Annotated in this window: 16 protein-coding genes; 6 read left to right on the top strand and 10 right to left on the bottom strand. The window is 51.9% G+C overall.

From position 1 onward, the window contains the following. Positions 1-69 precede the first annotated feature (69 nt). Together DCC81_RS14970 and DCC81_RS14965 are read left to right on the top strand one after the other, a co-directional pair. Positions 70-759: a GNAT family N-acetyltransferase gene (locus tag DCC81_RS14970; protein ID WP_108687418.1), complete on the top strand. Its 690-nt coding sequence runs from the start codon at positions 70-72 to the stop codon at positions 757-759. A gap of 103 nt (positions 760-862) precedes the next feature. Further along, positions 863-1,756 carry an AraC family transcriptional regulator gene (locus DCC81_RS14965; RefSeq protein WP_165806598.1) on the top strand — a complete coding sequence of 298 codons (894 nt, stop codon included), beginning with the start codon at positions 863-865 and terminating at the stop codon, positions 1,754-1,756. Positions 1,757-2,406: 650 nt separating this feature from the next. Here the strand turns inward: DCC81_RS14965 and DCC81_RS14960 are convergent. The 4 genes from DCC81_RS14960 to DCC81_RS14945 all read right to left on the bottom strand — a co-directional run bounded on the left by DCC81_RS14960 (position 2,407) and on the right by DCC81_RS14945 (position 5,129). After that, entirely contained in the window at positions 2,407-2,736 is a 330-nt protein-coding gene (locus tag DCC81_RS14960; RefSeq protein ID WP_108687416.1) for a YbjQ family protein, read from the bottom strand. A gap of 113 nt (positions 2,737-2,849) precedes the next feature. Then, positions 2,850-3,587 carry an SDR family oxidoreductase gene (locus tag DCC81_RS14955; protein ID WP_108687415.1) on the bottom strand — a complete coding sequence of 246 codons (738 nt, stop codon included), beginning with the start codon at positions 3,585-3,587 and terminating at the stop codon, positions 2,850-2,852. A gap of 80 nt (positions 3,588-3,667) precedes the next feature. Next, on the bottom strand, positions 3,668-4,234 hold the full coding sequence (locus tag DCC81_RS14950; RefSeq protein ID WP_108688257.1) for a Crp/Fnr family transcriptional regulator: 567 nt from the start codon (positions 4,232-4,234) through the stop codon (positions 3,668-3,670). 70 nt (positions 4,235-4,304) lie between these two features. Continuing rightward, positions 4,305-5,129 (bottom strand): alpha/beta hydrolase, encoded by an 825-nt coding sequence (locus tag DCC81_RS14945; protein WP_108687414.1) that lies wholly within the window; start codon positions 5,127-5,129, stop codon positions 4,305-4,307. A 117-nt stretch (positions 5,130-5,246) separates the two neighbouring features. Here DCC81_RS14945 and DCC81_RS14940 point away from each other — a divergent pair, with 117 nt between their 5' ends. The 4 genes from DCC81_RS14940 to DCC81_RS14925 all read left to right on the top strand — a co-directional run bounded on the left by DCC81_RS14940 (position 5,247) and on the right by DCC81_RS14925 (position 7,705). Further along, positions 5,247-5,774, top strand: a complete 528-nt coding sequence (locus DCC81_RS14940) for a hypothetical protein (protein WP_108687413.1) — start codon at positions 5,247-5,249, stop codon at positions 5,772-5,774. 77 nt (positions 5,775-5,851) lie between these two features. Continuing rightward, complete coding sequence (locus DCC81_RS14935; RefSeq protein WP_108687412.1) at positions 5,852-6,487, top strand: methylated-DNA--[protein]-cysteine S-methyltransferase; 636 nt, start codon at positions 5,852-5,854, stop codon at positions 6,485-6,487. A 51-nt stretch (positions 6,488-6,538) separates the two neighbouring features. After that, positions 6,539-7,258 (top strand): 2OG-Fe(II) oxygenase, encoded by a 720-nt coding sequence (locus DCC81_RS14930; protein WP_108687411.1) that lies wholly within the window; start codon positions 6,539-6,541, stop codon positions 7,256-7,258. Positions 7,259-7,297: 39 nt separating this feature from the next. Continuing rightward, a complete protein-coding gene (locus DCC81_RS14925; protein ID WP_108687410.1) occupies positions 7,298-7,705 on the top strand; it encodes a RidA family protein in 408 nt (135 codons plus the stop codon). Between the two features lie 41 nt (positions 7,706-7,746). On the opposite strand, the gene DCC81_RS14920 is transcribed toward DCC81_RS14925, so the two are convergent. From DCC81_RS14920 to DCC81_RS14895, 6 genes are all read right to left on the bottom strand, one after another. Then, positions 7,747-8,682, bottom strand: a complete 936-nt coding sequence (locus tag DCC81_RS14920) for an NADP-dependent oxidoreductase (protein ID WP_205686341.1) — start codon at positions 8,680-8,682, stop codon at positions 7,747-7,749. 44 nt (positions 8,683-8,726) lie between these two features. Next, entirely contained in the window at positions 8,727-9,368 is a 642-nt protein-coding gene (trhA, locus tag DCC81_RS14915; protein WP_108687409.1) for a PAQR family membrane homeostasis protein TrhA, read from the bottom strand. A gap of 105 nt (positions 9,369-9,473) precedes the next feature. After that, a complete protein-coding gene (locus DCC81_RS14910; RefSeq protein WP_165806597.1) occupies positions 9,474-9,908 on the bottom strand; it encodes a cytochrome b/b6 domain-containing protein in 435 nt (144 codons plus the stop codon). 25 nt (positions 9,909-9,933) lie between these two features. Beyond that, positions 9,934-10,668, bottom strand: coding sequence for a YoaK family protein (locus tag DCC81_RS14905; protein ID WP_165806596.1), 735 nt, complete (start codon positions 10,666-10,668; stop codon positions 9,934-9,936). Between the two features lie 190 nt (positions 10,669-10,858). Beyond that, on the bottom strand, positions 10,859-11,218 hold the full coding sequence (locus DCC81_RS14900; protein WP_108687406.1) for a hypothetical protein: 360 nt from the start codon (positions 11,216-11,218) through the stop codon (positions 10,859-10,861). Positions 11,219-11,437: 219 nt separating this feature from the next. After that, positions 11,438-12,127 carry a DUF2461 domain-containing protein gene (locus DCC81_RS14895; RefSeq protein ID WP_108687405.1) on the bottom strand — a complete coding sequence of 230 codons (690 nt, stop codon included), beginning with the start codon at positions 12,125-12,127 and terminating at the stop codon, positions 11,438-11,440. Positions 12,128-12,153 lie beyond the last annotated feature (26 nt).

Here is a 12,153-nt window from a genome sequence, read left to right as displayed (position 1 = left end):
AATTACCACTATTCCCGCACATAAAAATGCCTGCGCTGTTTCCCCCTGCATTGCGCTACATTTGAATGTATGGAACAAGATCAACTGGATAACCCGGTATGGGCGGCCCTCCAGGGCCGGCATGCCGCATTTGCTGAAGGCACCCACACCGTAAAACGCTATAACACTACCACTTTACCTTTCCTGGGATTTGACACCACAAGCACGCAACCGCTTGCTGACATTGCCCCCTGGGTGGGCGGCCATGCCATTGTTTACGCAGTAGGCCCCATGCCTGCACTGGCACCGGGATGGCAACTGGAACAGAGAATGAGCTGTGCACAGATGGTCTGTGAGCAACCCACTTATCCTGTCATTACCCATCCTATTGAACTGCTCGGCCCATCAGACTATGCAGACATGCAGGCGCTTACGCACCTGGTGCAACCCGGCTATTTCCTGGAAAACACACCGGCCCTGGGCCGTTATTTTGGCATTAAAGATAAGGGCAGGCTGGTGGCCATTGCCGGGGAGCGCATGGCACTGCCGGCTTTCACAGAGGTAAGCGCCGTATGCACCCACCCGGACTATACCGGCAGGGGGTACGCGCATCAACTGGTGGCGGCCGTGTGCCGCGATGTTATCAAAGATGGTTTTACCCCTGCACTGCACGTGGTAGGCACCAATGCAAGGGCCATTGGCATTTATGAACGGCTGGGCTTCCGCACCCGCCGCGAGCTCCCCTTCTGGCGGCTGCGCGCACCGGCGGGCCAGCACTGATTTTTGCCGCAAATTCTGTGATTATTTAGCTACATTAGCAAACAGGCCTCCGCCGAAGCCGATCATACCATTCACACAACAGCTGCTGCTAACTTATTGCATTATGAAAGCGATCCTGAAGAAGGCGGTCCCCACGCCCGAAAGTTCTTTTAACGTGCATAAAGACGTAGGCCCTGAAATGCTCAGCGCCTGGCATTACCACCCTGAAATTGAACTGCTGCTCATTAAACGCAGCGCAGGCACCTGCCTGATCGGTGATTTTGTGGGGCCTTTTAAGGCCGGCGATGTGTACCTCTTTGGCAGCAACCTGCCTCATACCTTCCGGCATGAAAGCAAATATTTATTCCGCCCGGAAGATAAGATCGGGGAATCTGTAGTGGTGCTGTTTCCACCAGATCTTATGGCCCGCCATTTCGGCAACCTGCCGGAGTGCAAAGCCATCCTGAAACTGCTGGAACTGGCCAACCAGGGCCTGCGCATGCAAGCCTCCAGCCGAAAGAAGGTAACGCCCCTCCTGGAAGAAATGCTGCACGCCACCCCGTCGCGCCGCCTGGTGCTGCTGCTCTCCGCCCTGGAATGCATAGCCGGGGAGCGGGATTATGAAACCATTTCCAGCAGCGGTTTTTTCCATACTGCCAATAGCCTGGACCAATCGCGCGTGCAGACCATTTTTGATTATACATTCAGCAACTTTCACCGGAAAATATTGATAGAAGAAGTAGCGGCGCAGATCTCCATGAGCAAGCATTCCTTCTGCCGCTTCTTCAAAGCCAAAACCAAAAAAACGTACCTGGATTTCCTGATCGAAGTACGGATAGGGCATGCCTGCCGCCTGCTGCTGGAAAACAGTGACCTGAGTGTGGCGGAGGTCAGTTATATGTGCGGGTACAACAACCTTTCCCATTTCTACCACCAGTTCAAGGAGATCATGCAAAAGAATCCGTTGGAATATAGAGCCCAGTATTTAAAAAAAGACCGGGTATTGATCGCTATCTAAACTTCCAGCTTACAGTATGATAAAGGGCGCCACTTGCGGACGCCCCTGTGTTTTTTCTATGTGTGTGTATTAAAGGAAAAATTTACGGGGCCTTTCGTTTGTAACCAGTGATCACAAAGAACGCCAATAGACACACGTGAATAATTTAGTATGAGAGCATTTTTTTGTGGGATATTAACATGGGGGATGTTCCAGGTCCTGTGTCTCAGGACCTAGGTCCTAAGTCTTAGGTACTGGTCATTCAACTTTAAAAGTTAAACATGGAAGCCGCTTACTTAAGACTGGCTTCCGAGATGTGGGCCCTCCGGGCTATTTCCCAATACCCTTCCAGAAATTTTCTTTTGTTGCGCGCTGGCGGATAAAGTGTGCAGGAATAAAATCAGGACGGTACTACCGCATGCAATAAAATTTTCCATACGGTAAGATGTGGATTTAGATAAGGACAAAAGTAGCGGTGGGGTAAAAGCGATATTGATGCTATTCCGTCAAATTATGATGCAGGGGCTCAGGGGTATCAATAAAAAAGCCCTTCCCTGTGTGGGAAGAGCTTTGCTGCAAATAATTTTCAACTTTTAATTTCCAGGTTACAAGGAAATTAAAAGCACTATTTCCAGGTTTCAAAAATTGCGGAGGGCTGCAGGGAAAGTTGTTTACAGTTTTTCCACGGTTACGGCAGTGCCGTAGGCCAGTACTTCTGTTACGCCGTCCATGACTTCGTTGGCATCGTAGCGCATATTGATGATGGCATTGGCCCCGCGCTCTCCTGCGTGTTGTACCATCAGTTCAAAGGCCTCAGCACGGGCCTTTTCGCAGAGGTCCACGTAGATGGACAGTTTGCCACCAAAGATGGCCTGGAAGCCGCCGGCCACGTTTCCGAGCACGGAGCGGGAGCGTACGGTAATGCCGCGTACCACGCCATGCTGGCTAACAACGCGGTAGCCTTGCAGTTCAATGCTGGTAGTGATGAGATTGTGATCCATAGTGTGCAGTTTTGGGTTTATGCCCAATTTACAACAATTGCGCGTTCCTGCCGGCAAAATGGGGCGAAAGGCCCCTGCACTTCCGGATGTATCCACCTCCTTCCACAGGCAAATCACCAGGGTATTTCACCGCTTCCCGGATGGGTCTCTTCACTGAAAAACCTGCCGTTCGGGCCATTTTCATCGATAAGGGCATACTTCACGATGCGGCGCCCGGCTGTTGCAACGTCCCCACCATTGTTCCCCGTAAAGTCTGTTTTCGTATACCCGGGGCATACTGCATTCACCTTAAATGGTGTATTCCGTAATTCATAAGCCAGGTGCACGGTGTACATATTCAATGCCGCCTTGGATGCGCCATATGCAGCATATTTTCCATAATCGTAAGCGGGCCAGGCAGGGTCGCTTTGTAACGTTAATGAACCTACGCTGCTGCTTACATTCACAATTCTCGGATGGGCCGCTTTCTGCATCAGGTCCAGGAAGGCCTGTGTCACACGTGCCACGCCAATGACGTTGGTGTTAAATACTGCCAGGAATTGTTCGGGAGATGCTGCTATTGCGGTGTAAGGCGCTCCCCCGCTAATGCCCGCGTTATTGATGAGCACATCCAGGCAGCCTGCCTTACGCCCGATGGCTGCCCGGGCAGCCGCCACCGACAACTGATCCGTTACATCCAGTTGAACAGCTTCCACCTGGTTGAGCCCCTCCGTATTAAGCCGGGCCACGGCTTGCATGCCTTTTTCCAGGTCCCTGCACCCGATGTACACGTAAAATCCCTGTTGCAGGAGTTGTTTCGCAGTTTCAAATCCGATCCCTTTGTTAGCCCCGGTTACCAATGCAGTTTTCATTTTGATACGTTTTGTTGAATGCTTTAAACAAAACTAGCCGTTAACCAGGCACGCGCATTTACCATTTGGTAAATACCGGCTCACTGCATGTTCCTCCTGATCCGGCTTAAAGACTGCTGGGTAACGCCCAGATAAGAAGCGATATAAGACAGCGGGACACGCTGTATAAGGGTAGGATAATTCTCCATAAATTCCCGGTAACGTGTGGTGGCATCCTGGGAAATAACAGGGCCCTTCCTGGATTTCTGGTACATGCACAGGTGCACCATTTTGTGCTTGATCGCATCCCACCCTTCTACTAAATGGGAAAGCGCTTCCCAATCTTTCTTTTCAAATGCGATAAGCCTGCACGGTGTACAGGCCTGGAGATATTCAGACGACCTGGTTCCCGCTTCAAAATGGATATAATCTGCCACCAGGCTGTTTTCCGCGATGAAGCAACGGGTGACCTGCTCTCCTGCTGCATTGTAATAATAGCCCCTGATCACGCCCTCCAAGATAAACCCAACCTGTTGTGGGATGTGCGCTACTTTTGAAAAGTATCCATCTTTGGGAAGCTCCATGTACGAAGCATGCTCCCGTATATGGGCTATGCCTTGTTCATCCACTTGCCCAAGCTTCAGTATGTAAGCTATCAGTTCATCCATATGCCGCTCCGTTACCATTATGTTAGCGCCGTTGGGGGATTAGGGGTTAACCCCGCCTCCATCAGGGCTATTATCCTTTCTTTGCTTTCACCAGCCTTGCCACCTCCTTCACTAACAGCGGAAATCCCGGCGTAGGCATGCCACCATGATCATACCCCTGTTCTTCCAGCAGGCGGGTGGTGGTATTGCCACACAGCTTCATCATGCGGAGCAGGTAGGCATTTTCTTCATAGCGGCCCAGCAGTTCCATTTCCCGGTCGCCGGTGATAAGAAGCATAGGCGGGGCGTCTGCGCGCACAAAATACAGTGGCGCCATATTATCGATGATGGGTTGTGTGCCCTTAATACCTCTTTCTTCGCGCACCGTGAAGTGGGTGATGCATTGGCCACTAAAGGGAATAAGGCCCGCGATACGGTTGGCATCAATATCATACTTAGCCAGGTAATGCTTGTCCAGCCCCACCATCATATCCAGGTAAGCGCCTGCGGAGTGGCCGGAGAGGAAAATGAGGGAAGAGTCGCCGCCATACTCCCCAATATGGTTAAACACCCAGGCAATGGCTGCCGCTGCGTCTTCTATATAAACAGGTGCTTTCACTTTGGGCGACAGGCGGTAGCCCACGCCCACAATGGTGTAGCCTTTGTCTTTGAGCGCATTGGGAATTTCTTTCTGGCCACCGGTAATGCCTCCCCCGTGGAACCAGATGATCACCGGCGTTTTTTCAGACGCATTTTCCGGGTGATAAATATCTATCACACAACGCGCTGCGGCATAGGCATCGTTCTTATATATCGCATCGGGATAGTAGCGGATGTTTGGCGTGGTCTTGTAGGTTTGTTGGGCATTGGCAGCAAAACCCGCCAGCAGCAAAATAAAGAGGGCAATTTTTTTCATATCGTGCATTTAATTTCCGTGCAGGGCAGCGCCCGGCAGTACTAAGATAATATTTTGCACACGCCATAGAACGTTTTTCATGGAATTACCTATATTCAAAGTACAAATCACCCTCCCATGCTATTCGGCGACAATGAACTGCTACAACTGGAAGCCAGTCTGCATCCCAACGGGCATGTAACCCTTTTGCAATGCTGTTTCCGCAGCAATGGTAAAGCCATTGGCAATCCCGGCGCGTCCAGCGTGCTCACCACCGCGCTGCCCTTGTTCCGCCAGCTGCTGGAGGCCAAAGGCACGCGCAAGGTGCCTTTTAACCTGGACTACCTCACGGGGGACATTATCAACTCCCTCATCTCGCTGAACTGGGACGTGAACCCCAGTTCTTCGGTACATTGCTTCAACAAGGACATCGCGGAGCGCCTGGAAGTGAATGTGCAGGGACTGCCCAGCTTTGACGGGTTTCATTTTTTCGTTATTGAAGAAGGTGGCTATGAACGCTTTCTCTGGAAAGATATACAGGCTAATAAAGGCTACGAGATAAGATTGCCCAAAGACTACCTGTATAAAACACTGACGGCCTTTTTGCAGGCCGTGCAGGACTCCACTTACCTGGCCGTAAAACCAGGGGCTGCATTGAGCCGGTAGCGGCACTGCATACAGCAAGAAACGGGTTGTACCCCGCTGCAAACAACCGTACATTTGCCTTATAAAACTGACAGCAAATGGCTACTACATTTTCCGAACTGATGGAACAGGAAATGCGCCTGCACAAGAACGTGCTGCTGCATACCCTGCAACAGTCCCAACTTACGGAAGTGCCGCACCACTTCCCCGTGATCCCGATGACGGACGCGGAATACAAGACCCTGCACATCCGCTACAGCGCTGTAAATACGCCTATTGGCAAAGTACTACTGGCCGCTACGGACAAGGGCATCTGTTTTACCGGCTTCTGTGATGTGGAAGATATTGATGCGCTGGAAGACCTTCGCCAGCGCTTCCCGCACGCCAGCTTTGCAGCGCAAACAGACGCCTTCCAGGACACTGCGCTTACCCACATCCTGGAACCGCTGCACAATACCCGCATACTGCCTTTCCACCTGCATGGCACGCCCTTCCAGCTCGGCATCTGGACACGCCTGTTGCAGATCCCGTTTGGCGCGCTCAGCACCTACAGTGATATTGGTGAAGGCAAGCTGAAAGCCAGGGCCACCGGCACTGCCGTGGGAGCAAACCCGGTAAGCTTTTTCATTCCCTGCCACCGTGTGATCCGTAGCAACGGGGAGTTTCACGGTTATTACTGGGGATTGGAAATGAAAAGAAGGTTGCTGTATTTTGAAAGCCAGCATAAACAGTAAAAGCGCAAGAAACAGGTTTTCAAACATTCCATCCCACACTAGTTTTACGGCATGGAATCATACAACATCCCCACTACCCTGGCGGCCCAAAACTGGGAAGCCCTCCATACACAGCTCCACCAGCAAGGCTTTGCCCAGGTGCAGCACCTGCTCCCCGGAGCTGCCTGCAATGCGCTGATGCAGGATTACCAGGCAGACCAGCAATACCGCAAGACCATCAACATGCAGCGTTACCGTTTTGGCAAGGGTGAATATAAATACTTCCACTATCCGCTCCCTTCCCTGCTACAACAATTGCGCGAAGCAGTATATCCTTACCTGGCGCCGGTGGCAAACCAGTGGATGAAAGCCCTGCGTATACCCATCACCTACCCGGGCACCCACGCGGCATTCATTGCACAGTGCCACGCCCATGGCCAGTTACAGCCCACCGCGCTGATCCTGCAATATGACGCGGGCGGTTTCAACACCCTGCACCAGGATCTTTACGGCGATATATTCTTTCCCCTGCAGATAGTACTGATGCTAAACCAGCCAGGCCGGGATTATACCGGCGGCGAGTTTGTGCTCACGGAGCAAATACCGCGTGCCCAATCCAAAGCCAGCGTGCTGCAACCGCAACAGGGAGATATGCTGATCTTCACCACTAATTTCCGCCCCATAGCAGGCAGTAAAGGTTACTACCGCGCAGCCATGAAGCATGGCGTAAGCCCCGTGCACAGCGGGCAGCGCTACAGCCTGGGCATTATCTTTCATGATGGGCGCAACTGAGGTTTCCGTAAATTGCCGTAGATCAAAAACCCTTTCTGTATGCCAGACGCCATTCAGCATCATAATCCCGACGGGCTTTTCAAAAGCCCGGCCTTCTCCCAGGTGGTGACCACACAGGGCCCGGGAAAAACAATTTACATCGGCGGCCAAAATGCCGTGAACGCCAGCGGTGATATTGTAGGCGGAGGCGATATTGCTTTGCAAACAGACCAGGCCATGCGCAACCTGCTTACCGCACTGGCCCACTGCGGCGCCACTTTTGCGGATGTGGTAAAAGTATCGGTGTACCTGGTACATGGACAGGATGTGCGCCGCGCTTACCAGGCCGCCCAGAAACACATGGCTAACCAGGGCCCCCCACCGGTTGTTACAGGGCTGATGGTAGCCGCATTGGCCAATCCTGGCTTCCTGGTAGAGATTGAAGCCATTGCCTATTTGCCGGCTTAGTGGCTGTAAACGGGTTTTGCAGATAGGGATGCCCTGCAGCGTCAGGGAATGAGCACGATCTTGCCCCGGGTATGGCGTTGCTCCAACTCCTTATAGGCGGCCTGTACTTCGCTCATGGGGTAAGTGGCGGCAATGGGGATGGTGAGCTTTCCTTCGGCCATCATAGTGGCCAGTGCCTGCATGACGCCGGCATTGGCGCCCGCGGCATTACCGGCGGTTTTGGTACCGTATTTTTTAGCGGCTTCAAAATCGATGATGGTGTCTATGTTCTCCGGTTTTATACCAAGCCTGATAGCCATGTCTACATATCCCCCGCCGTAGAGATCGATGAACACATCTTCTTTGTTGCCGGCCACCAGCTGCCGCAGCTTATGTTCCAGGCCATTGCCATATGGCACCGGCGTTACGCCTTGCTGTTGCAGCCATTCCTGGTTGTCTGGCCCGGCTATCCCGATCACCCGCAGGTTCGCATTCCTGGCCAGCTGGATCAGCACAGAGCCCACTCCGCCGGCGGCGCCGGAGATGACCAGCGTTTCCCCATGGCTCATTTTCATGGCCTGCAGGGCGGCAAAGGCCGTGGTGCCCGCCACGAAGAGGGCGCCAGCCTGTTCCCAGGGCACGTTAGCGGGTTTTAACACCAGCTGGTCTGTAGGCACCGCTACAAATTCCGCCTGGCTGTTGCGGCGGTTGGAGAAGCCAATCACTTCATCACCCACTTTAAAGTCTTCTGCCGATGCGCCTGCGGCCACTACTACGCCCGCAAAGTCGCTACCCTGGCCTGAAGGGAATGTGGAGGGGAATTGTTGCGCCATTTTACCCTGGCGGATGGCGGCTTCGCCGGGATTAATGCCGGCTGCTTTTACCTGCACCAGCACTTCTTCCGCATCCGGTGCGGGTTTGGGTACCTCCCCTATATAAAGCGCCTCAATGCCGCCAAAACGGTCATAGCGTACTGCGCGCATTTTTGCATTTTCCATGGTCGGATGTTTTACCAGGAATGTACAAGAATTGTTCCGTGCGCTTACACAGCCAGTAATACTGCTACATAATGGCACAAGGCGCCCACCAGTACCAGTGCATGCCACACTGCATGGGTATATTTATACCTGTCCCATACGTAGAAGAATACCCCCATGGAATAGCAAATGCCACCCACCACCACCATCACGATCACGCGCAGGGGAATACTTTCAAAAAAGCGGTTACCACCCACCACCATGATCCATCCCATTACGAGGTAAATGACCACAGACACAATTTCAAACCGCCCGGTAAAACGCACCTTGAAAAAGATACCCACCAGCGTAAGTCCCCATAAGGTGGAAAGCAGGGCAATACCAAATGGATTGAACAAATAGATGAGCAGGAAGGGAGTATAGGTACCTGCTATCAGGAAGTAAATACTGATGTGGTCAAATATAAGGAAGAGCCGCTTCACCGCGGGTTCCAGCGAGAGGTGGTAAACGGTGGAATTGACAAAACACAAAATGAAACTGAACCCGTAAATGCCGGCACCCACCACGCCCGCGGTGTTGTTGTGTATAGCTGCAATGCTGGTGAGCACCGGTAGCGCTATCACACCAAAGATCACGGCTGCGGCGTGTATTAATCCATTTACTATTTCCTGCTGGCGCGTGTAAGTTTGTTGTACAATGATTCCCATATTCGACTGATTTTCCTTACCGCTAATTTACCGAATCAGCGCCGTATTGCGCTTTATCAATTCCTTACACCGGCCCTGTTATACCGGCGCCGTTCCCACTTATATTTATCCCTTGCTGTAAACCGCCCTGGAAAACCAGCTGGTTTCCGCCAGCACAGCGTATCCTACCTGGGCCAGGATGAACACAACCAGGTAGTACATGGATTTGATGTGCACCCAAAGCATGGATTCCACGAGGCTTTCCGGGCCATGCACCCGCATGTAGCCGGTGTACAATGCCACGGCCAGGCCGGCATAGAACAGCATATACAGCCACCCTTCCACGCGCTGCAGCATGGGAGCGCTGCGTGCAAAGGGTGGTGTATAGCCAGTGCCCCGCAATTTGGTGAGCACCACGCGCAGCAGGTACAATGCAATGAGCCCGTAGCCCGTCGTCACATGCCATTGGCGCAGGGGCTCCCATGCAATGGTGATGACCATGAAACAAACACAGAGCGCAATGCTCCAATGCAGGTATTTATGAACAGTTGTAGCTTTCATGTGCTTTAAATAAAAAGGTGAAAGATCAGGCATCAGAGCGCTGGCGGATAGCGCGCCATACGCGGTGCCGGGCCACTGGAAGAAGATCGTAGAACAGGACAGTCATTAACAGCAGGGGCACTGCGTAAAATATTTTCAGTTCCAGCTGGTAGTATGCCAGTGCGCCGATAAGGCCCCCTATAAAGTAACAGGCCAGGATGGTAATGCGTACGTACAGGCGGTCCCGTAACGGAGTAGACTTTTCTACCCCGGGATGCAAGTGCTCCGCGGTTTCCGCGCCCAGGTCTGTCATCAAACCGGTGAGGTGGGTAGTTTTGATCAGGCCGCCGGATATTTTGCTTACGGTACCATTTTGAAGCCCCATGGAAAAGAGCAGGCAGGCAATGATAGCCTGGCTATGCTGGCCATGATACCAGGCATCTGCATAAATGGCCACGAGCAAAAGAATGAGTGCTTCAATAAAGATAGGCGTGGCGTGCGCCCGGTACACGCTGATCTTTTGCAGCGAGTGTATGATATAGCTGGCAATGAACGCCCCGGAAAAAAAGGAGATCAACCATACAAAAAGTGAGATCACATCACGTTTGTCCACATCAGCGATGTGCTTCACCAGGTTTGCCATGTGGCCGGTCACATTGGAAGAAAGCGCAAAGAACGCTATCAGCCCGGCCACGTTCACTAATCCGGATACAAAGGCAGTAGATGATGCCAGCATTAAATTCTCTTTGAGCGTACGGGTATTACGAACATTTCTCAGCATATAATTGTGTTTTCGGTGTGTATGTGTAAAATGATGGCACGGCTCTCCCCTGTCCACCGTGTAACGTACGGTGGAAAGAATAAGCATGAAGAGTCCGGTTGCAGTGCAACAAATGTTTACGCAACAGGCAAACCGGTGGCTGTGCCACGTGTAAATGTCAGCTTAAGCAGCAGGAACTATAGAAGATAGATCATGCGACCTTGGGCGGGCGCAGCAGATCTTCTACGTAAGGATGTGGGAGGGTATCGGAGTCCGGTAAATGGTAGCTCCGGCTGAAGCCAAACTCTGGAACAGTGGTCAGGAGCGGCCTTTCGGGTTCGTGAAAGTGAAAATGTAGTTCGAGGCTGAGGTCTTCTTCTGCCGGCTGGCAGGGAGTGGGTGGGAGCTTGTCATCATCTTGCGGGCGCTGCACACGGTCTGCGGCAACACCGCTTCCCGATCGACGCTCGCAAAAATGCTCAAAGACGTATTTGATCTTTACCAACTGTGTGAGAAAGGCATTGTCAAATACGACCACTGCAAATAATATGTGAAACAAAAGTCGTTTCATGTGAGCAAAAATAGGGGAACCAGTTTTTTAGTCCAAGTTAAATCATTGCGTACTTAGAACATTAACAGTTTTTTGGCAATCCTAATGAAAATCAATTTCAATGTTTCCGTCTTGGGGAAATGCAGGATTTCCATTGTAAATAACTCCACGCTGTATGGCCGTTTATGCGTGTATCAAATACAGAACCAACTTTTGAAGGCGAGGCAAAAAAAGTTTTTATCACTCCCCATTGCCATCCACCGTAAGCACATCGCTCATATAATCCAGGAAAGGCCGCATTGCTTTAAACGTTCTATTTGCCTCCTCCAGGAAATTATCTGCCAGCACCTGCACATCGGTAAAATCCCGGCGTACCAGATACTGTTTGTAGCGCAGCAGGTCCACCGCTTCGTGCTCTGCGGGAAAGCCTTTCGGGGCGTTCTTCAACTGCTCTCCGCGCAGCGTGCCAAAGTATTCGGCAAAAGTTCTTTGCTTTAAGATCTTGCGCAGCGGCGTGGCATCAAAGGCAATGTCATCGCGCACACGCTTCAGGTCATCTGCCGCGGGGGCCCAAAAGCCGCCCGCCATGAATGTATTGCCTTCTTCGATATGAAAATAATAACCACCCCTGCGCTGGGCAGTAGCGCGGGTGAAGTGGCCGCTCCAGTGGGTTTTGTACGGCGTTTTATCATGCGAGAAACGGGTATCGCGGTAAATGCGCATGAGTGCCTGTTTGCCGGACGCGGTTTCTATGACGTCATGCGTATTGAGTTTGGCCAGCAAGGATGATGCAAAGTTTTCCATGTGCTGGAGCTCCTGCTGGTACACCTCTTTATGGGCATTGAACCATTCGCGGTTGTTGTGCTTGCGCAGTTGTGCTAAAAAAGCAAAACCGGAGGCGGGGATCACTGCCATTTCTTTTTTGGACATTGTAACCAGGAATTAAAAAACTGCTG

The organism is Chitinophaga parva, from assembly GCF_003071345.1.
Taxonomy (GTDB): Bacteria; Bacteroidota; Bacteroidia; order Chitinophagales; family Chitinophagaceae; genus Chitinophaga; species Chitinophaga parva.
Note: the sequence above shows the minus strand (reverse complement) of the source record. Positions and strands in the feature narration are given on the sequence as shown.